This is a genomic window from Citrifermentans bremense R1, assembly GCF_000426865.1.
Classification (GTDB): domain Bacteria; phylum Desulfobacterota; class Desulfuromonadia; order Geobacterales; family Geobacteraceae; genus Geomonas; species Geomonas bremensis.
Genome location: NZ_AUGE01000006.1, coordinates 85396 through 104544, shown reverse-complemented (window position 1 = coordinate 104544; position 19149 = coordinate 85396). Strand labels below are relative to the sequence as shown.

General features: G+C 64.4%; 18 protein-coding genes. 2 read left to right on the top strand and 16 right to left on the bottom strand.

The window, feature by feature from the left end; genetic code table 11:
• Window positions 1-451 precede the first annotated feature (451 nt).
• The 16 genes from K419_RS0106765 to xrtA form a co-directional block, all read right to left on the bottom strand.
• Window positions 452-1255 (bottom strand): TatD family hydrolase, encoded by an 804-nt coding sequence (locus tag K419_RS0106765; protein ID WP_026840923.1) that lies wholly within the window; start codon window positions 1253-1255, stop codon window positions 452-454.
• Entirely contained in the window at window positions 1242-1550 is a 309-nt protein-coding gene (locus K419_RS21715; RefSeq protein WP_035496955.1) for a hypothetical protein, read from the bottom strand. Before K419_RS21715 ends, K419_RS0106765 begins: the two co-directional genes overlap by 14 nt.
• Complete coding sequence (locus tag K419_RS0106755) at window positions 1492-2700, bottom strand: 3-dehydroquinate synthase (RefSeq protein ID WP_026840922.1); 1209 nt, start codon at window positions 2698-2700, stop codon at window positions 1492-1494. Before K419_RS0106755 ends, K419_RS21715 begins: the two co-directional genes overlap by 59 nt.
• Before the next feature lie 14 nt (window positions 2701-2714).
• Window positions 2715-3872 (bottom strand): prenyltransferase/squalene oxidase repeat-containing protein, encoded by a 1158-nt coding sequence (locus K419_RS0106750; protein ID WP_026840921.1) that lies wholly within the window; start codon window positions 3870-3872, stop codon window positions 2715-2717.
• Between the two features lie 162 nt (window positions 3873-4034).
• Window positions 4035-5399, bottom strand: coding sequence for a BatD family protein (locus K419_RS0106745; RefSeq protein ID WP_026840920.1), 1365 nt, complete (start codon window positions 5397-5399; stop codon window positions 4035-4037).
• Between the two features lie 2 nt (window positions 5400-5401).
• On the bottom strand, window positions 5402-6181 hold the full coding sequence (locus tag K419_RS0106740) for a hypothetical protein (RefSeq protein ID WP_026840919.1): 780 nt from the start codon (window positions 6179-6181) through the stop codon (window positions 5402-5404).
• On the bottom strand, window positions 6178-7128 hold the full coding sequence (locus K419_RS0106735; protein ID WP_026840918.1) for a VWA domain-containing protein: 951 nt from the start codon (window positions 7126-7128) through the stop codon (window positions 6178-6180). The genes K419_RS0106740 and K419_RS0106735 overlap by 4 nt, the downstream gene beginning before the upstream one ends.
• Complete coding sequence (locus tag K419_RS0106730) at window positions 7128-8123, bottom strand: VWA domain-containing protein (protein ID WP_026840917.1); 996 nt, start codon at window positions 8121-8123, stop codon at window positions 7128-7130. The genes K419_RS0106735 and K419_RS0106730 overlap by 1 nt, the downstream gene beginning before the upstream one ends.
• A complete protein-coding gene (locus K419_RS0106725; RefSeq protein WP_026840916.1) occupies window positions 8120-8653 on the bottom strand; it encodes a hypothetical protein in 534 nt (177 codons plus the stop codon). The genes K419_RS0106730 and K419_RS0106725 overlap by 4 nt, the downstream gene beginning before the upstream one ends.
• 1 nt (window position 8654) lies before the next feature.
• On the bottom strand, window positions 8655-9539 hold the full coding sequence (locus K419_RS0106720; protein ID WP_026840915.1) for a DUF58 domain-containing protein: 885 nt from the start codon (window positions 9537-9539) through the stop codon (window positions 8655-8657).
• Window positions 9536-10525: an AAA family ATPase gene (locus K419_RS0106715; RefSeq protein WP_026840914.1), complete on the bottom strand. Its 990-nt coding sequence runs from the start codon at window positions 10523-10525 to the stop codon at window positions 9536-9538. The genes K419_RS0106720 and K419_RS0106715 overlap by 4 nt, the downstream gene beginning before the upstream one ends.
• Before the next feature lie 21 nt (window positions 10526-10546).
• The gene (gene prsR, locus K419_RS0106710; protein WP_026840913.1) at window positions 10547-11911 is read right to left on the bottom strand and encodes a PEP-CTERM-box response regulator transcription factor; all 1365 of its coding nucleotides are present in this window, start codon (window positions 11909-11911) and stop codon (window positions 10547-10549) included.
• 10 nt (window positions 11912-11921) lie between these two features.
• Window positions 11922-13994 carry an XrtA/PEP-CTERM system histidine kinase PrsK gene (gene prsK / locus K419_RS0106705; protein WP_026840912.1) on the bottom strand — a complete coding sequence of 691 codons (2073 nt, stop codon included), beginning with the start codon at window positions 13992-13994 and terminating at the stop codon, window positions 11922-11924.
• A gap of 23 nt (window positions 13995-14017) precedes the next feature.
• Entirely contained in the window at window positions 14018-15304 is a 1287-nt protein-coding gene (locus K419_RS0106700) for a nucleotide sugar dehydrogenase (protein WP_026840911.1), read from the bottom strand.
• Window positions 15305-15423: 119 nt separating this feature from the next.
• A complete protein-coding gene (locus tag K419_RS0106695; protein WP_026840910.1) occupies window positions 15424-16050 on the bottom strand; it encodes an exosortase C-terminal domain/associated protein EpsI in 627 nt (208 codons plus the stop codon).
• Complete coding sequence (xrtA, locus tag K419_RS0106690) at window positions 16047-16892, bottom strand: exosortase A (RefSeq protein ID WP_026840909.1); 846 nt, start codon at window positions 16890-16892, stop codon at window positions 16047-16049. Before xrtA ends, K419_RS0106695 begins: the two co-directional genes overlap by 4 nt.
• A gap of 292 nt (window positions 16893-17184) precedes the next feature.
• Between xrtA and K419_RS0106685 the strand changes: the two genes are divergently transcribed.
• Both K419_RS0106685 and K419_RS0106680 read left to right on the top strand, forming a co-directional pair.
• Window positions 17185-17901, top strand: a complete 717-nt coding sequence (locus tag K419_RS0106685; protein ID WP_026840908.1) for a Crp/Fnr family transcriptional regulator — start codon at window positions 17185-17187, stop codon at window positions 17899-17901.
• A gap of 29 nt (window positions 17902-17930) precedes the next feature.
• A complete protein-coding gene (locus K419_RS0106680) occupies window positions 17931-19124 on the top strand; it encodes a VanZ family protein (protein ID WP_026840907.1) in 1194 nt (397 codons plus the stop codon).
• Window positions 19125-19149 lie beyond the last annotated feature (25 nt).

Genomic DNA, 19149 nt, shown 5'->3' with positions numbered 1-19149 from the left:
TCCCGCTGCAGCGATATAAATGTTAATTAAAGTTTTCGTCCGGGCGAGGATGTATTCAAAGCGAAATTCACGCCAGGATCAGCTGAACCTGCCGTAATTACATCATTTTCAGATAAGGCAGCGAGTATTGCGCCTTTTGTGTAAACCGCTTTGGCGCCTGCTGCAGTGGTGGTCGATTATCATTATCCCGGACGAAGAAATACGCTAATTAGCGGCAAGAAACACGCCAACTGGTAACTAGTTGATATCGCAGAGGCGCAAAGGGGACTAAGCGGGTGTACTGTAAGGGATTCCGACGGAGAATTGGTGAGTTGCGGGGTGCAGCTTCATGAGCGAAAGTACTGCGACTAAAGGGGGTTTTACCAAAGGGGGAGCCAGTAGCGGTGTGTAAAGAAAAACGACAGCCTCGCCGCATAGCGGCGAGGCCCGGCAATGCGCTCCAGCTGCGGAATCAGGGGAGGACGAACTTCGGGGACTGTCCCAGGAAATCCCGGGGATTCTCGAAGAAGACCCGCTCGGCCAGCGCTTCAGGATGGCCGCGCCGCCGCATCTCGTTGGCGCATTTCAAGGTGGCGATGGGGTCCGAGACGCTCCAGTCCGCCGACGAATTGATGCAAATCCGGTCCGGCCCGAAGATCTCCACGGCATCGATGGCGCGGGCGGGGCTCCCCTTGGAGTCGGGGTAGAGGGTGAGGCCGTACCAGAAGCCGTTGTCCTTGATCTCGCCGATGGTGTGCTCCTCGGCGTGGTCGATCAGCACCCGCTCCGGTGTGACGCGCGGCTCGTTCTTGAGGATGTCCATGATGATGCGGGTCCCCTTGAGCTTGTCCTCCAGGTGCGGGGTATGGATCAGCAGGAGTTCGTTGCGGCGTGCGGCGAGTTCCACCTGCTCTTCGAAGATGGCGATCTCGTTGCGGCTGTTCTTGTTGAGCCCCACCTCGCCGATGCCGAGCGCGTTCGGGCGGTCCAGGTACTGCGGGAGCATGGCGATCACCTCGCGGGCAAGCTCCAGGTGCTCCGCTTCCTTCGCATTCATCCCGATCCAGCAGTAGTGCCTGATCTTGAAGCGGGCGGCGCGGGCGGGTTCGGTCACGGTCAACTGGTGGAAGTAATCGTGGAAACTCGCCGCGGAGGCGCGGTCGAAACCGGGCCAGAAGGCTGGTTCGGCGACGGTGTGGATCCCGCCGTAGGCAAGGGCCAGGTAGTCGTCGGTCGTCCGGGAGACCAGATGCATGTGGGGATCAATTACCCGCATTTTCGCCTCCCCAGGCGCCGGTCGCCTTGAGCCCCAACGCGCTCTCAATGGGCTCGCTGCTCGGGTCGCTGAACAGGAGCTGGATCGCCTTGGTGCGCTCCCCCCCCGGTTCCAGGAGAAGCGCCAACGCTTTCTCGAAGGCGCGCCGGCGATACTCACCCCTCACCTCTCCGGCATCGGCGGCGCGGTCCAGGCGGTCCAGAAACGACGCTATCTCCAGCAGGCGGGCCCGGTTTTCAAGAAAGTAGGTGTCCAGGATCTCCTGGGAGGTCAAGCTGCAGCTTTTTCCGGTCATCGCTTTTCTCCGTCTGATTCCTGCGCGAGGCGAGTGTCTTGATGCATTTGCGGTAGAGCGCCGCATCTATGTCGTGCCGGTCCGATTTGGCGCCGATGCCGTCCAGAAGCGGGATGGAAAGTTCCCCTCCCAGGTGCTCCTGGAACTGCCGCAGCGACTTTTCCACGTCGACCCATTCCAGGGCCAGGTGGTAAAGCTGGAAGCCGATCTCTTCGAGGGTGGCGAAGATGCGGCGCAGGTCGAGCTCCCCTATCATACCGAGCTCGAAGGAGTAGAGGGAATCGAGCGCGATGCCGATGGCGACCGCCTCGCCGTGCCTGATCTCGCCCTGGGTCAGTTCCTCCAGTTTGTGCGCGGACCAGTGCCCGAAGTCCAAAGGGCGCGAGGAGCCGAACTCGAAGGGGTCGCCGCTAGTGGCGATGTGCTCCAGGTGCAGTTCGGCGCAACGAACGATCATGCGCTGCATGACCTCGGGCTCGAAGGCGGCGAGCAGCGCGCGCGAGGCGTAGAGGAAATCGAAAAAGGCGCGGTCCCTGATGAGCGCCACCTTCACCGCCTCGGCGATGCCCGCCCGAAGCTCCCTGGCCGGCAGAAGCCTGAGAAAGTCGAAGTCGTTCACCACGGCAAAGGGGGGAGCGAAGCAGCCGGTGAAGTTCTTGCGCCCGAAGGCGTTGACGCCGTTTTTCACCCCCACCCCGGCGTCGTTCATGGAAAGGGTGGTGGTGGGCATCCGCACCAGGCGGACGCCGCGGTGCGCGGTGGCGGCGGCGAACCCCGCCGCGTCCAAGACGGCGCCGCCGCCGATGGCGAGGATGAAGGAGTGCCGGCAAAGGCCGTGGCGCTCCACCAGGGCGTGGATCTTCTCCACCTCCCCAGGCTCGTTCTTGCACGCCTCGCCTCCCCGCATCACCAGCGGGGGAACGAGGATTTCCACTTCGGCTGCGTGGTCCGCCGCAAAACGGTTCAGCTTCTCCAGCAGAAACGGGTTGATCCGGAGCACCTCCGAGTCGATCACGGTCAGCACCCGAGGTCTTTCCCCTTCGCCTGCCAGAACCCGCAAAAGCGCGGCGCTGCCGGCCCCGAAGGCGTCGCTGGTGAAGATCACCGGAAAGGAATAGGCGACGGTGAAATGCTGCTGGATGGTCTTCATGCCCCCTCCCTCAATCACAGCCCCCGGTACAGGATCTCCAGGGTGAGCACGGCGTAGGAGGTGACCAGGACGGGATCCCTCTCCCACCAGCGGCCGGTAGGGTTCACCCAGGAGCCGTCCTCCTTCTGCAGATCGAGGAAGCGCTTGGCCAGGTCGGTGCGCCAGCTGACGGTTTTGCCGTTTTTGAGCTTGATGCTGTCCACGCCGTAGGTGCTCAGGGCCTTGGCCATGGTGTGGTAGTAGTAGTAAAGCCCTTCCTGCCCCATCCCGGGATTTTCCTCAAGCGTGTAGTTCGCGTTGAGCCAGTTGTAGACCTCTTTCACGCGGGGGTCGTTCTTGTCCATCTGCGCGTAGATGTAACTCAAAAGCCCGGCATAGGAGCCGCTGCCGTAGGAGCGGAGCGCCACCCGGCCGTCGGGGAGGAGTTTGTCGCCTGCCTTCGAGTCGCCGGGGAAATAGACGAACCCGCCGCGGCTTTCGGCGTCGCCGGTGGCCCACTTCTGGTCGTTATAGCCGGGGAGGTTCTGGGTGCGGGAGATGAACTTCACCACCGCCTTCCAGTCCAGGTCCTCGGCCTCCCCCGCCACGTCGCTCTTCAGGTAGCGGGTGTAGTGCAGCGCCTCCAGGGCGAAAGAGGTGTTGACGATGTCCGAGTTCTTGTAGCTGCCGCCGTAGCCGATGCCGCCGTCGAACTGGTCACCCCTCTTGTCCTGGAGCCCTATCAGGAAGCCGCGGGCCCTTTTGAGAACCGGCTCGTACTCGGGGTTGTTGGACATAAGGAGCGCCATCATGGAGATGGAGGTGTTGTAGTTGGCGAGATCCTTGCCGTAGATGCCGCCGTCGGGCCTGACGTTGGAGAGGAGGTAGCGGTACCCCTTGCCGATCTGCGGCTCGTACTTCCGTTTGTAAAACCCAGACGGGTCCCCCTGGAAGGAAGTGAGCACCAGGGCCGAGAGCGCCGGGTATTCCGGCTGGGACCAATGCCCCGCCGGATTCTGGCGCAAGGCGAGCCAGGAGAGCCCCTTGCCGATGGCGTTCTCAACCTCCAGCTTCAGCGAGAGGTCCTGCTTGGAGACGGCTACACTCTTTTGTTTTTCGGCGGCGAAAGCGAGGGGAATGAGCGTCCCGAGGAGGACAGCGACGGTCGTCAAAAGCAAGGAGAGTTTCTTCATAAGGAGCCTCCTGAGGAAATGGCGATAGCGCCGAAAAAAGAGGGCTGTCCCCCTCCACCCTGCCCTCTTCCGGACGGCGAGGGAATGGACGCCGGAATTGCCGGACGGCCAGTTAGAAACGGGAGGCTGCGTTACACATTAAACGGTAAGCATTATTCAATGTCAAATATTTTCCCGTGCCGCTGAAGGACTCCCCGCTTGCTCCAGGAGAAGCATATCCGCGGCCATCTGCTCGGGCTGCGGCGTTTCGCCGCCGTAACGGACCCGGTCGCAGCGCGCAAGGAGCTCGGCAAGACTCTCCTGCTGCTCCCGGCCGAACGCCCCCTCCGGCAGCGGCCCGGTCCAGCCCGCCGCAGGGAGCCCCTGGCGCTCCCCCCCCACCCGCTGCAGTAGCCTGAAGGCGGCGCCATAAAAGGCGCTCGCGTCGCCGGAGGCGTGTGCCGAGCGGGCCGCGGCAAGCCAGCCCTGCCTGCCGTCCTCGGACGGCGGCGTCTGTCGGCGCAGCCTCCTGCAGAGTAAGACGGCAGCTACGAGCGCCGCGAGAGCGGAAAGCGCCAGCCAGAAGGCGCTTGCTTGGTCGGACTTGTCGGACTTGTCGGACTTGTCGGACTTGTCGGACTTGTCTGACCTGTCTGACCTGTCTGACCTGTCTGACCTGTCTGAACTGTCTGACCTGTCTGACTGGTCCGACTGCACTGCTGCTGCGGCTGTGGCCCGCACCCTAAGCGCTAGCGCCTCGCTTTGGGCCGTGCCGAAACGTCCGGCGGAGGGGTCGAAGAAGCTGATCCGGACAGGGGGAATTTCCGCCGCGCCCCCGGTCTCCGGCACCAGGAGCTGTTCGCAAACAAGCTCCCCCGCCCCTTTTTCCTGAACAGGGGGATACCCCCTGAAGCCGCGGGCCTCGATGGGGCGGCAGGAGAATTCGCGCTCGGCCCCCTCCCCCCTTATCACGGTGCGCACGGTGACCGGGTCGCCGGCGCTCACTTCGCGGGGGCGGGCTGATACGCTCACCGTGAAGCGCCCGACTGCACCGGAAAAGCCGTCCGGGCGCCCCTGCATCGGGACGGGGAGCACGGTGAGGGCAAGCGGCTGCGACTTGAGCGCTACCGGCTTCGATTCGGTGGCGCCGAAAAAGGCCGCCGCACCGGACGCCGGGGAGACGAGGTCGGCTTCCAACTCGGCCGGGCCCAGACGGTAGCTCCCGCTTTGCCTGGCGCTGACTACGGTGGTGAAGTCGTAGGCGGTGTAAGTGGCCCCCTCCAAAACCAGCTCGCGCTTCGCGGGAAGCGAGAACTCCCCCACCTGCAAAGAGCGGTGCGAAAGCCGGGGATAGCCTATCCCGCGCAACTGCGCGTCCCGCACCATGAGCGTGACCGTCACCGGGACCGGCATGCGCGGGTAAACCCGCGCCCTTGCCAGCTTCAGTTCGAGGCGAAGGGGTTCTGCGGCGGGGCCGGCCTCCTCGGCGCCTGCCGCCGCCGGAATCATGAGCCCCAAGAGACAGAGCGAAAGAAGCGGGAATCTCATCTTCACCACTCCTTCCCGGCGGGGGCATGACGCCCCTTGCCGCCGGCACCCAAAAGCTGCGGCGCCAGCGTCTCGCGACCGCGCTCCTCGGCCAAGAGGCGCTCGGCATCCTCCCGGGACATCTCCGCCGCGCGCCGCCCGTGCCGCGCCCCCTGGTCCGACTCCTCCCCGGCCCTGTTGCCGCGGCTCTTTGCTCCCTGTTCTTTGCCCTGCTCCCCCCCCTGCCGCTCTTTGCTTGCAGCCTGAGGCGGGATGGAACGGGCGTCGCGCGATTCCCTCCCGGGGGCGCCGACTTTCGCGGCGTCGAGTGCTTGAAGCCGCAGGCGAACCAGCTCCAGGTTGCGCTTTGCGTCCGCGGCGCGCGGGTTCAGCTCCAGCGCCTGACGGTAACTCGTCTCCGCCTGCCGCAGCAGCGCCGCGGCGCCAGAGGCATCGCCCCCCTTTCTGTCCGCTTCCTTCACCGCGGCGTTCCCTCTGTTGTAGAGCGCGGCTTCCTTCAAGCCGGAATCTTCTGCGGCGCTGGCCGCGGAAAAACGCTCTAAGGCCTGGACGTACTCCCCCGCCCGGTAGAGGGCGACGCCGGCGTCGTAGGCAAGAAGAGGCACGCCCCCGCGCATCCTTTCGGCCCAGGCAAAGGCGCGCAGGCCCCGCTCGTTGTCGCCGCGGGACAGCGCCTCTCTCCCTTGCCGCCAGGCAAAGTGGAAGAGGTCATGGCGCAACACGGGATAGAGCCCGGTCAGGAAGATAAGAACAAGGAGAATGGCTGAAAGTTTGCGTCTCATGGCCTCCCCCGGAAGAGAAGAAGCGGCTCTGCGCACAAGAGCGCTAGCGCGAGGGAGAGCGGGACCTGGAAGCGTTCCCGCTGGGCCTGCCGGCTCGACGCCGGTTTGGCTGCGCTCTTTTGCAGCGGCAGGGTGGCGAGCCGGGCGGGGAGCGCTACGATGTCGACCATCTCCCCTCCCCCCGATTGAGCCGCCTCCCGCAGCGTTTCGGGGCGCAGCCGGCTCAGCACGAAGCTGCCGTCCCGATCCTTCTGGACCCCGCCCCCCGGAAGCGGGATCGGTCCCCCCGGCAAGGTTCCGGCGGCGACGGCGTAAAGCTTCACCCCCGCTGCGTTCAGGGCGCGAGCGGCGGCAACGTATTCACCCTCATGGTCTTCGCCGTCGCTTAAAAGCACCACGACCCTCGGCCCGTCACCCTCACCTTGCAATGCACGGCGCGCCTCCTTGAGCGCTGCGGCAAGCGAGGTCCCGGGAAGAGGCAGGGTCTCCTCCCCCGCCTCCTTGAGCACTTGATCGAAGAGCGCGTAGTCGGTGGTGAGCGGGCAGACCAGGAAGGCGCTCCCGGCGAAGGCGACAAGTCCTACCCGCTCCCCCTTCAGGCCGACCATAGCCTTCCGCACCGCTTCCTTGGCGGCGTCAAGCCGGCTTTGGCCGAGGTCCCGGGTGAGCATGCTCCTGGAGGTGTCCAGGAGAAACAGGATGTCTCCTCCCTGCGCCAGCCGCTCGTGCGACTCCTCGCCGAAACGGGGACCGGCCAGGGCCGCGACCAGGAGCATCATGGCGGCGGCAGCGACGCCCCAGGTGAGAAGATCCGCCACCTTCTTCTGACGGCCGCCGGTCAGCTCCTGCCGCAATAGGCGCGCCCGCCGCGCGGAGCGAAGCGCGAGCAAGGAAAGCGGCGCTCCGGCAAGCAGCAGCCAGAGGTATCCCGGTGCGCCCCATTCCATCAGCAGCTCCTCCTGAGCCACCCGCCGCGAAGGAGCATCTCGGCCAGAAACAGGAGGAGCGCTGCGGCGAGAAGCGGCCGGAACAGCTCGGCGTAGCTGAAGAAAACCTTCTCCTTGACGGGGGTCCGCTCCAGTTGGTCGATTTCGGCGAAGACCCTGGAGAGGACAGTCGCGTCGCCGGCCTCGAAGTAGCGCCCGCCGGTGATCTGCGCCACCCCCTTTAGGGTCGCGGCGTCGAGGTCCGCGTCGAGCCGCCGGTAGATGGTTCCGCCCAAGGGGGACGGGACGGGGATCACGGCGCTCCCGCGCGAACCGATGCCGATGGCGTGGACCCTTATCCCCAGGGCCTTCGCCGCCTGCGCCGCCAGTTGGGGCGAAGCTCCTGCGTTATTGCGGCCGTCGGTGATGAGGATGAGGGCGCGGCTTTCGGCGGGGCGCTGGCGCAGCCGGTTGACCCCGGCGAGGATGGCGTCGCCCAGAGCGGTCCCGTCCTCGACGGAGGTGGTATCGAGCCGCTCCACTATCCCCTGCAGCCACTGGTGGTCCGAGGTGAGCGGGGCCGCCGGAAAGGGGCGCCCGGCGAAGGCAACGAGGCCGATCCGGTCCTGCTTGCGTGCGCCGATAAACTCCGACAGCACCCGTTTGGCCGCAGCCAGGCGATTCTCCCCCCTCCCCTCGCGCCCCTGTTCCTCGGCGAGCATGCTGGTGGAGAGATCGAGCGCCAGCACCAGGTCCATCCCCCGGCTTTGCACCTGGCTCTCCCGCTCGACCGCCTGCGGGCGGGCGAGTGCCGCGATCCCCAGCGCCAGGACCGCCAGGCGGAGATAAGGGAGGAGCCGTGCCAGCCGCGACCGGAGCGTGTCGGGAAGCGGTTCCCCGGCGAAGGCGGCGCTCAGGGGAAGAGCGGGTCGGCGGCTTTCGCTGCGGCGGATCCAGACGAACAAGGGGACCAGGAGGGCCAAGAGAAACAGCAGCTGCGGGTCGTGGAACCTCATGGCTTGCCCCCGGAGTGGGGAAAGAGAGCGCGCGCGAGTTCCAGCGAGCGTCGCGCCCGCTCAGAATCGGGCAGCTCGGCGGCGAACTTCACCCGGTCGCAGAGCTCAAAGAGCTCGGCCGCCTGCTCCAGCTCGGAAGCGGACAGGAGCCCTGAGGCTTCCGCCTGCTGCAGCAGTTCCGCGCTGGTCAGGCGGCTGGCGGGAAGGCCGGTAGCCTGCGCAAGGCGCACCCGGGCGAAGGAGGCAAGGATGAGACAGAGTTCCTCCGGGGAGAATTGCCCCGCCTCGAAACGCGCCGCCATCTCCTCCAGAAGCGGCAGCGTCTGCGGAGGGTCAAAAGGGGGAGCCGCGCCGGCGGGTGGAAGGCATTTGCGGCGGCGCCAGGCGACGACAATCAAGGAACTGAGGGCGAGGTAAAGCAGGGTAAGCGTGAAAGGGGGCGCCGCAGGCGCCGGGAGCGGCCCCCTCAGCGAGGCAAGCGTCGCCGAAAGGGGCGCTGCTGCAAGCGCTGCATGGAGGCCGGCGCTCACGTCAACGCCTCCCCTGGCGGCGGTTTCCTTGGAAGAAACGGACCAGGGCGTGCAGCGGCGGCTCAGTGGTGGAAAGCTCCAGGTGCTTCACGCCGAGAGAGGCGAACGCCTCCAGGAGCCTCGCGCGCCTCTCCAGCGCGGCTTCCCGGAAGAAGCGCCGCACCCTGGGGCTCGCGCTGTCGATCAGGCTGCGCTTCCCGTTCTCCTCGTCGCAGAGGTCAAGAAGCCCACTGTCCGGTAGCTCGAAGTCAGAGGGGTCGGTGACGACCAGCGCCACCACCTCGTGGCGGCGGGCGACGGCGGCAAGTTCGCGGCTGAAATCGGGGGAGAGAAAGTCGGAGACGATGCAGAGGGTCCCGGCGCGGCGGTCGACCCGCGCCAGGTAATCGAGCGCGGCTGCCAGGTCGGTGCCGCCGCCGGAAGAAGCGCCGCAACTAAGGGAGGCGACGATGCGCTGCGCCTGGCGCGCCCCTTTGGCTGGGGGGATGAAGCTCTCCACCCGGTCGCTGCAGGTGATAAGGCCGACCCGGTCGTTGCTCTTCGCGGCGGCCAGGGCCAAAAGTGCAGCTGCCTCGGCGGCCAGGCGGCTCTTCGCGCCGCGGGGGGTGGGACAGGCAAGCGAGGCGGAACGATCCACCAGGAGCATCAGGTTCAGCTCGCGCTCCTCGACGAACTGCTTCAGGAAGGGACGCCCGGCGCGCGCCGTCACGTTCCAGTCGATGTTGCGGACGTCGTCCCCGGGCTGGTACTCCCGCACGCTTTCGAACTCCATCCCCCTCCCCTTGAAGACGCTCCGGTACTCCCCGGCGAAGAGCCCGGTGACCAGGCGGGAGGAAAGTACCCGCAGGCGGCGCAGCTGGTCTGGGGAGGGAGCCTGGGCGGTCATGGCACCTCGGTCCGGGAAAAGAGCTCTTCCACGATCCCCTCCACCCCCACCCCCTGGGCGTCCGCCTCGTAGCTCACGATGATGCGGTGACGCAAGAGGTCCGGCCCTATCTCCTTCACGTCCTGCGGCACCACGTAGCCTCGGCCGCGCAAAAGGGCCAGGGCGCGGGAGGCGATGCAGAGGTAGATGCTCGCTCTGGGCGAAGCGCCGTAGGCGATGAGGCCGGCAAGATCGGCGAAGCCGTAGCTTTCCGGGTCGCGGGTGGCGAGCACCAGGTCGAGGATGTACTTCTCGATCTTCGGGTCCAGGTAGATGTCGTCCACCAGTGCCCGGGCGCGCAGGATGTCGTCGGGGTGGATGAGAGGTGCGGCGGAAAAGCTGCGGGAGGTGCGGGCGGTGCGGCGCATGATCTCCAGTTCGTCGGCGCGGCTTGGGTATCCCACCTTCGCCTTGAGCATGAAGCGGTCCATCTGCGCCTCGGGGAGCGGGTAGGTCCCCTCCTGTTCGATGGGGTTCTGGGTCGCCATGACCAGGAACGGCTCGGAGAGCGGGTAGGAGCTGTCGCTGATGGTAACCTGGCGCTCCTCCATCGCTTCCAGGAGCGCGCTGTGCACCTTGGCGGGGGCGCGGTTGATCTCGTCGGCAAGGAGGATGTTGGTGAAGATCGGCCCTTTGCGGGTAGTGAAATCGCCCTCGCGCGGGTTGTACACCAGGGTCCCCAAAAGGTCGGCGGGAAGGAGGTCGGGGGTGAACTGGATGCGCTGGAACCGCGCGTCGATCAGTGAGGCGAGGGTCTTGACCAGAGTGGTCTTGGCGAGCCCCGGAACCCCCTCGATCAGGAGGTGGCCGTTGGACAAAAGCGCGACCAGGATCCGTTCGATGAGCGGGCGCTGCCCCACGACCACCTTTTCCAACGCGGAGACGACGCCTGCCAGGAAAGCGGATTCCTGCTGCACGCGCTCGGCCAGGTTCCCATTGACGCTCATGCGTTACCTTTCTTCGTCTGCCTACGGGTGGATGGAGAGCTTCTTCATCAGGTCGTACAGCGTCGGGCGGCTCACCCCGAGTTCCTCGGCCGCCTTCATGATATTCCCCTGCTGGCGCTCGATCGCCTGCTGTATCATCTCGCGCTCCATCCGCTCGCGGGCGGCCTTCAGCGAGACCCCGTCGCTCACGGGAACCGGCATCGCCGCAGGCTCCACGTCGCAGCCAAGGTCGAGCGGTCCTATGCTCGCGCCGTCGCACATGATCACCGCGCGCTGTACCCGGTTCTTCAGCTCGCGCACGTTGCCGGGCCAGTTGTGGCGCTTGAGGAAAGCGATAGCGGCGGCGGAGAAACGGACCGTCTTCTTCTTGTTCTCTTTGCAGTAGAGCCTCAGGAAGTTCTCGGCTATCAGGAGGATGTCGTCGCCCCGTTCGCGCAAGGGAGGCAGCTTGATGTTGATCACCCCGATGCGGTAGTAGAGGTCCTCCCTAAAGCGCCCTTCCTCGATCGCCTTGGCGATGTCCACGTTGGTGGCGCAGGTGGTGCGGGCGTCGATGGCGATTTCCTCCCGCCCCCCGACCCGCTGGATGGTCCCCTCCTGCAGGAAGCGCAAAAGCTTCACCTGGAGGTTCACCGGGAGTTCGCCTATTTCGTCGAGAAAGAGCGTCCCCTTGTGGGCGTACTGGAGCTTCCCCCTGACCGCTGCGTGGGCGCCGGTGAAGGCACCCTTCTCGTGTCCGAAGAGCTCGCTCTCCAGGAGGTTCTCCGGAATGGCGCCGCAGTTGATGGCCACCAGCGGCCCCTTGTTGCGCGAGCTCGCCTCGTGGATGGCGCCCGCCACCAGTTCCTTTCCGGTGCCGCTTTCGCCGGTGATGAGGATAGGGGCGTTGGAGCCGGCCACCTTGCGGATGGTGTGAAAGACGGCCTGCATCTCGGGGCAGGAGCCGACCATCCCCCACTGCTCGCCGTCCTCGCTCTGGGACGATACCTGCCTCAGGTTCTGCTCGTCGATGTTGGCCAGGTGAAAGGCGCGGGTGATGATCACCTTCAGCTCGCTCAAAACCGGGGGCTTGGCGTAAAAGTCGAAGGCCCCCATGCGCATCGCCTTCAGGGCGTTCTCCCGCTCGTTGTTCCCGGTCAGCATGATCACCTTCGCCGCCGGGTTCAGCCCGAGCATCTCGTCCAGGCAGCGGAACCCCTCCACCGAACTGTCGGCGTAGGGGGGAAGGCCCAAGTCGAGCACCACCACGTCGGGCTTCTCGCTTTTGAACTGCTGCAGCGCCTCGCGGCCGTCGGCCGCCAAAAGGACCTGGAATTCCTGGTTCAGGCCCCACTTCAACTGCTGCCTGATATCGTCGTTGTCGTCGACAATCAACAGTTTCTTCACTGCCACCCCCTCATGCCGGCTGTGTGATGACCCGTTCCCCGCCCAGCATAGGGGACGGGAACCATACCGTGAACACGGTCCCCTCCCCCTCTACGCTGCATACCTCGATCCTGCCGCCGTGCGCCGCCACGATCTGCCGGCACTGGTAGAGCCCGATGCCGAGCCCCGTCTGCTTCGTGGTCTTGAACGGCGCAAAAAGCTCGTTGCGTATGAAAAGCGGCGACATGCCGCAGCCGCTGTCCGACAACTTGAGGAAGGGGGAATCCGCGCATCCCACCTCCGCCACGATCGGGGTCCCCGGCTCGGAAGCCTCCACCGCGTTCAGGAAGAGGTTCAAAAGCACCTTCTCCAATTCTTCCTCGTCGCCTATGACCTTCTCCGGCGTCCCCTGCACCGTGACCGCCCTCCCCTGCACCTGGCGCGCCGAGTGCTGGGCCAACGCCAGCAGATCTACGGGGCGCATGTGCAAGAGCTCGCTCTCGCCCAGGTTTCGCAGGCGGCCTATGAGCGTGTGCATCTTCCTCGTGGTGTTGCCGAGGCTTGAAAGCATGTCCTTTTGGAACTCGGGGTTGTCCAGGTGCTCGCGGGCGTTTTCCACCACGAGCGATACGGTGGCCGCCAGGTTTTTCAGGTCGTGCACCACGAAGGTGGCCAGATTCCCCACCGCCTCCATCGCTTTCGCCTGGGTGAGCTGCTCGGAGAGGCGCTGGTGCTGTATCGCCACCGAAGCCTGGCGCGCGATAGCCTTCATCAGGTCGTAATCCTCGTAGCGGTACTCTTCGTCCGGAACCACCTGCTCGCCCAAAACGATGAAACCGGTGAGCGCCTCCCCTTCGAAAAGAGGGATGGCGAAGCTCACCTTCAGTTCCCTAAGCCAGCGGCAGTTGGCCTCCAGGATCTCCGGGTTGTCGTCCCGGCTGCAAAAGACCCAGCGGCGGTCGCGCAGATAGGCGATGAGCGGGTTGTCGGCTGCGATGGTTACCCTGACCTCTTCCAGCTCCTGGATCCCCGTGGCGCAGAACCAGCCGCACCCTGCCTGGTGCAGGAACAGCGCCCCCCCCCGCACGCCGAAGATGTCGCAGTAGGCGGAGAGGACCAGCCGCAAAAGACCGTCGCCGGTCTCGAAATTGGCCAGGCGTTCGGTGAGCCCCAGCCACTGGGCCCGGTAGTCGTACTTGCTCTGGTAGAAGTGCTTATGGAGAAAGACCTTCAGCTCCCTTTGGGCGCGCTCGGAGAGGAGCAAAAGGAGCAGGAGCATCCCCGCGATGAACCCAAGCGACAAGGCGAGCACGCGGGGAAAGAGCGAGCCGAAGTACTTCATCCCCTCCCCGATGGACCCCAGGAGCAACAGATACCCGGCGATTACGGTGAGGACCACGGACTTCAAAAGGACCGCCTGCGAGACCTTCACCCGCGCCGTTCCCCTCCAGTGGGTGCGCGAGTAGACGATCATCAGCGCGGCGATGATGGAAACAAGCGAGCGCAGGGGAACCAGCTCCATGTTGAGCGAGCGGTACAAGAGCGCGTTGGTGTAGTAGAAGACGCAGACGGCGAGCACGGAGCCCAGCGCCACGATGTCGAGCTTAACGCGCCAAAGCGCCTCCGAAGAGGCGTTCACCAGGGTGGACTCGAGGTTCATGAGCGCCACCACCAAAAGGACCAGCATCGCGACGTAGAAGTAGTACCCGGCGTCGGTGAGAAAAAGCATCCGCTCCAGAGGGAAGTCGGGGGCGTAGAAAAGAGCCTCCCCCGGCATCAAGACGGGTACCAGGACCAAAGCGAAGGCGCCGGCGAGCATCAGGCGGGTCGAGCGCGGAAGCCCGCGTTCGGGCAGGTCCCGGGCATAGGTGAGGCTCACCAGCAGCCAAAGCGCCGGGAGCAGCGCCTCGACCCCAAGCGACAACCGCTTCCAGTCCACTTCGGGGAAGAACTGGTACAGCGCCGCAAGGTCGAAGAATTCCAGGAAGGCGACGGCGCAAAAGGGGATGGCTAATAAGGTACGGCAGGCGCTTTTGCGCTCCAGCCGGATTATCCTCAGCATGGCAAACAAAAGCAAGATGATCGCAACAAGCGAAAGCGCCATGTTCCCCTCTGGGATTTACCCCTTTATAACGCCCAGACCTTGACACCGGCGCCTTCAACCCGCTCCCGGTCGAACATGCTCTTCACGTCGATCAAGACCGGGTTGGGACCCATGAGCGCCAAGAGTTCAGGTGCCGCGAGGGAGGCGAATTCAGTGTGGGCCACGGCGGCCACCACCGCCACCGCGGGCTTTAACTGCGCCCTCGGGGTGAGCCGCACCCCGTACTCGTGCAGCGTCTCCTCCGGGTCGGCCATAGGATCGCAGACCTGGACCTGCATCCCGTAATCCTTGAGCTCCTTGACGATGTCGATGACCTTGGAGTTCCTGATGTCGGGGCAGTTCTCCTTGAAGGTGATCCCCAGCACCGTGACCACCGCGTTCAGCACCGGGTGCCCGGCCCTGATGATCTCCTTCACGGCGCGCTGCGCCACGAATTTCCCCATGCCGTCGTTGATGCGCCGCCCCGCCAGGATCACCTGCGGGATGTAGCCTAGCTTCTCCGCCTTGTGGGTGAGGTAGTAAGGGTCGACGCCGATGCAGTGCCCGCCGACCAGCCCGGGGGAGAACTTGAGGAAGTTCCACTTGCTCCCGGCGGCCGCCAGCACCTCAGAGGTGTCGATCCCCAGGCGGTCGAAGATGAGCGCCAGTTCGTTCATGAGGGCGATGTTCAGGTCGCGCTGGGTGTTCTCGATCACCTTGGCCGCTTCCGCCACCTTGATGGAGGAGGCGCGAAACACCCCCGCCGTCACCACCGAGCTGTAGACCTCCGCCACCACCTCCAGGGTCTCACAGTCCTGGCCGGAGACCACCTTCTTGATCTTGGTGAAGGTGTGCTCCTTGTCGCCGGGGTTGATCCGCTCGGGGCTGTACCCGACCTTGAAGTCGACACCGCCTTTGAGGCCGGAGACCCGCTCCAGGACCGGGACGCATTCGTCCTCGGTTACCCCCGGGTAGACGGTGGATTCGTAGACCACGATGTCCCCTTTTTTTAGCGCCTTCCCCACCGTCTCGCTGGCCCGGCAGACGAGGCTCAGGTCCGGCTGGTTCGCCTCGTCGATCGGGGTCGGGACCGCCACGATGTGGAAATTGGCCTGAGCCAAGTCCTCGACCCGGTCCGTGAACAGGATGTCCGCTTGCGCCAGGTCCGCCGCCTCCACCTCGGCGGTCCGGTCGTACCCCTCGCGCAGCTCCTTGATCCTGGTGCCATTGATGTCGAAGCCTATGGTGCGGCGCACCTTGCCGAAGGCAACCGCTACCGGAAGCCCCACGTACCCTAGCCCTACCACTGAGACAATGCGCTCTACCGTCAAGTCGTCCTCCTGAAATTGCGGCACCAAGGCCGCCAAAATGAATTGATCGCGCTGCAGTTCTACTGCCGCCTTACCGCGCCGCCATCGCCATGAGGCAGATGGCGAGCCGCGCCGGCGGCTCAGCTCGGCAGGAAGGTCCGTATCGCCGGGAGGAACTCCTTTACGAAGCGCTCCCCTACGGCCTTGGCCTGCCGCTCATCCCCCTGGAAGGGGATGGAAACCCTGATGAAGGAGGCGTCGCGGCGCCGGTGCAATACCGAGTTCAGGATCTGCTGCCCTTTGAGCGAGAACTCCTCGGAGAGGCTCTTGCCGCGCACCTGGTACCAGTAGAGGAAGAGTTCGCTGCTTTCCCCCTTCTGGTACACCGCCTGGACCAGGTTCAGGCCGTCTTTTCCGGCCTTTATGGTGTAGCGGTTGCTGGAGTGCTCCAGCCAGCCGCTGCCGGGAAGGCAGTGCTTGGGGGAGTGGATCTCCCCTCCCCCCTTGCCGCCGCCGTGGTAGCCGATGTAGAGCTGCACCTTCTCCCCCTGCGGACCCTGGTACTGCCGGATCAGGACGTCGGAGGCCTTGAGCACGTTCTGGACCTCGCCGGAGAGTTGCCCCTCGTCGGTCATGCGCCAGCTGTTCACCGCGGCCGGAAACTGCTGCAAGGGGCGGTTTATGGGGACGCTCAGGTCGCTATGCAGGTGCAGGTAGAGCCCGGCCGCAACGAGAAGCAGGTAGATCGCCAGGAAATGCGCCTTCATGCCGCCCCCCCTTTACCGCGCGACAGCAAGGAGCCGAGCCCGATCATGAGCGCGATGGCGACCACGAAGACCGCAAGGCCCGCGAACTCGTGGAAAAACCCTTCCGCGGCCTTGGCGCCCCAGTACTGGGCCAGGACCCCCGTCCCTATCACCCTGAACGCGTTGGCCGAGATGGCTATAGGTATGGCGGCGAGGATCAGCACCCCCCGACGCAACGGCCCCATCTCCAGGAAGAAGGCGTAGGCGACCGCGAGCGCGAGGAGCGAAATGAGCGACCTGATGCCGCTGCAGGCGTCGGCTACCTCCAGCGTGGTGAAAGGGAGCATGATGATATTCCCCTCCCTCATCACCACCACCCCCATGAGCTTCAGCGTCGCTATGGAGACGCGGGTCACGAAGAGTTTCAGGGGGAAGGCGACCATGTCGTAGATGATGTAGGGGAGCGGCACCATGAAAAGGAGGTAGGCAAGCGGCAGCAGCATGAGCCGGAACAGCCTCTTTCCCAATAAAAAAAGGGTCATCCCGCAAAGGGTGACCACAAGGGAACTGCGCATGGTGAAAAATTCGGTGCCAAGCCAACCCACCACCAGTTGCATAAGGCCGGCGGCCACCAGCAAAAGCCCGGGCCACCAAGGCTCGGCCAGCACGGAGGCCAGATCCTTGCGGCGCTCGTAGGCGAAGTACCCGGCGATCAGGGGGACGACGAAACCGTGGGAATAGTTCTCGTCCTCGTACCACTGCTGAACCATCTCAGGCACAACGCTCCAGTAAACGGCGGCCAGTATCAACAGCGCCAAAAGAAACTGCACCCTGTGATGTTTCAAACACTCGGCGACTGTCATTGGAGATAACCTCTAATCCGCAACAGGTGGGCAAATAACAGGGTCGATTTTGGATGCTACACTTTACAGTGTGAAGGACAAATTGACAAGTATTAATTCATTGTGGTAAACCGGACTCTGACAATAGACAATGAAGCAATTTCGCAAACAGTCAATTACGCGTCGGCAAGTGCCAACACCGCCCTTACGCTTTCCGGCAATGTGTGGAACAAAGCCAATGAAGTGCCGTTGCAACCCCGGGTTCACTCTGCTCGCCGGCACCAAGATTCAGATGTAAACGAGGAGACACCGGATGACTCGGCAGGCGGGGCAAAAACAAAAAGCAGAGGCGCGCATTATCAGCAGCATCCCCTTTTTTTCCACCCTCGAGCCCGGCGAAATCGAACTGGTGGAAAGGCTCTTCCGGAAGCAGGACTACGATAAGGAACAGATAGTCCTTTACGAGGAAGACACCAGCAACTACATGTACCTGATCTATTCGGGGAAGGTGCGGGTGGTCAAGCTGAACGAAGACGGCAAGGAGCAGATCATCACCATCCACAAGAAGAACGACTTCTTCGGAGAGATGTCGCTTCTCGACGGCAAGACCTCGCCCGCCACCATCATCGCCCACGAGGAGTCGGTGATAGGCCTTTTGCACAAGGACGACTTCGAACAGCACCTGATGAGCAACGAGGGGATCCGCCGCAAGATCATCGAACTGCTCTGCGGCAGGCTCCGGGACTCCTGGGAGATGATCAGGATACTCTCCTTCAACGCCGAGAACGCGCAGGACCGCGTCATCTCGCTTCTGGACCGCCTGGGGGAACTCTACGGCGTGCGGGACGACCGCGGCATCATCATCGACGTGAAGATGACCCACCAGCAGATGGCGAGCTACGCTTCCGTCACCCGCGAGACCATGAGCCGGGTCTTGAGGACCCTGGAGAAGTCCGGGATTATCTCCGTGCTGCAGAACAAGGCCATTCTCCTGAACCACCCCTTCCACCAGCAGCGGGCCAGGCACTAGGGGCGGGCGCCGACACAAAGGGGGAGCATTTGAACCGAAAAGCGCTCTTTCCGGCCTTGGCCTGCATCCTCTTGATCGCCTACGCCTCCCTCTTCCCCTTCAGCGGCTGGCGCCTCCCCGGCGCCGGCCTTTTCGACTGGTGCACGCTTGATCTCCCCGGCCGCGTCTCCAAAAGCGACCTCCTGGTCAACGTCATCGCCTACGCCCCGTTGGGCTATCTTCTCTTTCGCCTCTTCCGCCGGGATGACGGGCGATGCGCCCTCCCCTTTCTCTGCGCGCTCGTCGGCGGGAGCGCGCTCAGCTTGGCCATGGAGTTTACCCAGGCCTTCCTCCCCGACCGCACCCCCTCCGTAGTAGACCTCTGCACCAACACCGCGGGAAGCTTTGCCGGCGCGCTCCTTGCGTTTTGCTGGCAGCAAGCGGCCGTGCCCGAAGGGGCCTGGTCGCGCTGGCGGGCGAGCGTTCTCACCGCCGGAATTCGGGGGGAGCTTGGCCTTTGCGTCCTTTTGCTCTGGCTTTCCTCCCAATGGGCCCCCTTCGTCCCCTCGCTCGACTTCGGGGGGATCAAGAACGGGCTCAAGCCGCTTTGGTACACGGCCAACGACCTGTCGCGCTTCGACCTGGCGCAGGCAGCCACCTACTTTTTCTATCTGGCCGGGCTCGGAGTGGTGGCGCAGGAGACCGTACGGCGGCGCGCCCTTGCCCTCCCCTTTTTCACTTTTTTTGCCGCGGGCGTTCTCTGCGCGAAGGTCTTCATCCAGGGGCGCCAGCTCTCCCTGGAGGCCTTAGCGGGGTTATTCGCGGCGGTTCCGCTACTTTTAGCGGCGGGTTTTTTGGGGGAGAAATCAAGGCGTTTAATGGGGTGTCTGCTGCTTGTCGCCGGCTTCGCGTTCTACGAGTTGAAACCGGGTGTGGGGAGTGTGGCGGCAGCGTTCAGCTGGATACCGTTTAAGGGGCAGTTGGCTCACGAGCTGAGCGGTTTCGGGAGCATACTGGAAGGAGTGTGGCCTTTCGCGGCGATGTCGCTCCTCTTCGCGCAGGGGCGTGAACAAGCGAGAGGGCCTTCCTGGCCGGGAGCGGCAGCCGTCTTTAGCTTCGTTTTTTTGCTGGAGTGGCAGCAGCTAGCGATCCCCGGCCGAAGCCCCGACCTGACCCAGGCGCTCTTGGCCCTAGCCGGCTGGCTCGTGCCGGCGCTATACCTGCACCTCTCGGGAATAGACTAAAACGAAACCCCGCCTGCGGAAGGCG

Coding starts and splice junctions, on each gene's coding strand:
- K419_RS0106765 (WP_026840923.1), bottom strand. CDS start 1,255: ATGCGGGTAATTGATCCCCACATGCATCTGGTCTCCCGGACGACCGAC.
- K419_RS21715 (WP_035496955.1), bottom strand. CDS start 1,550: ATGACCGGAAAAAGCTGCAGCTTGACCTCCCAGGAGATCCTGGACACC.
- K419_RS0106755 (WP_026840922.1), bottom strand. CDS start 2,700: ATGAAGACCATCCAGCAGCATTTCACCGTCGCCTATTCCTTTCCGGTG.
- K419_RS0106750 (WP_026840921.1), bottom strand. CDS start 3,872: ATGAAGAAACTCTCCTTGCTTTTGACGACCGTCGCTGTCCTCCTCGGG.
- K419_RS0106745 (WP_026840920.1), bottom strand. CDS start 5,399: ATGAGATTCCCGCTTCTTTCGCTCTGTCTCTTGGGGCTCATGATTCCG.
- K419_RS0106740 (WP_026840919.1), bottom strand. CDS start 6,181: ATGAGACGCAAACTTTCAGCCATTCTCCTTGTTCTTATCTTCCTGACC.
- K419_RS0106735 (WP_026840918.1), bottom strand. CDS start 7,128: ATGGAATGGGGCGCACCGGGATACCTCTGGCTGCTGCTTGCCGGAGCG.
- K419_RS0106730 (WP_026840917.1), bottom strand. CDS start 8,123: ATGAGGTTCCACGACCCGCAGCTGCTGTTTCTCTTGGCCCTCCTGGTC.
- K419_RS0106720 (WP_026840915.1), bottom strand. CDS start 9,539: ATGACCGCCCAGGCTCCCTCCCCAGACCAGCTGCGCCGCCTGCGGGTA.
- K419_RS0106715 (WP_026840914.1), bottom strand. CDS start 10,525: ATGAGCGTCAATGGGAACCTGGCCGAGCGCGTGCAGCAGGAATCCGCT.
- prsK (WP_026840912.1), bottom strand. CDS start 13,994: ATGGCGCTTTCGCTTGTTGCGATCATCTTGCTTTTGTTTGCCATGCTG.
- K419_RS0106695 (WP_026840910.1), bottom strand. CDS start 16,050: ATGAAGGCGCATTTCCTGGCGATCTACCTGCTTCTCGTTGCGGCCGGG.
- xrtA (WP_026840909.1), bottom strand. CDS start 16,892: ATGACAGTCGCCGAGTGTTTGAAACATCACAGGGTGCAGTTTCTTTTG.
- K419_RS0106685 (WP_026840908.1), top strand. CDS start 17,185: ATGACTCGGCAGGCGGGGCAAAAACAAAAAGCAGAGGCGCGCATTATC.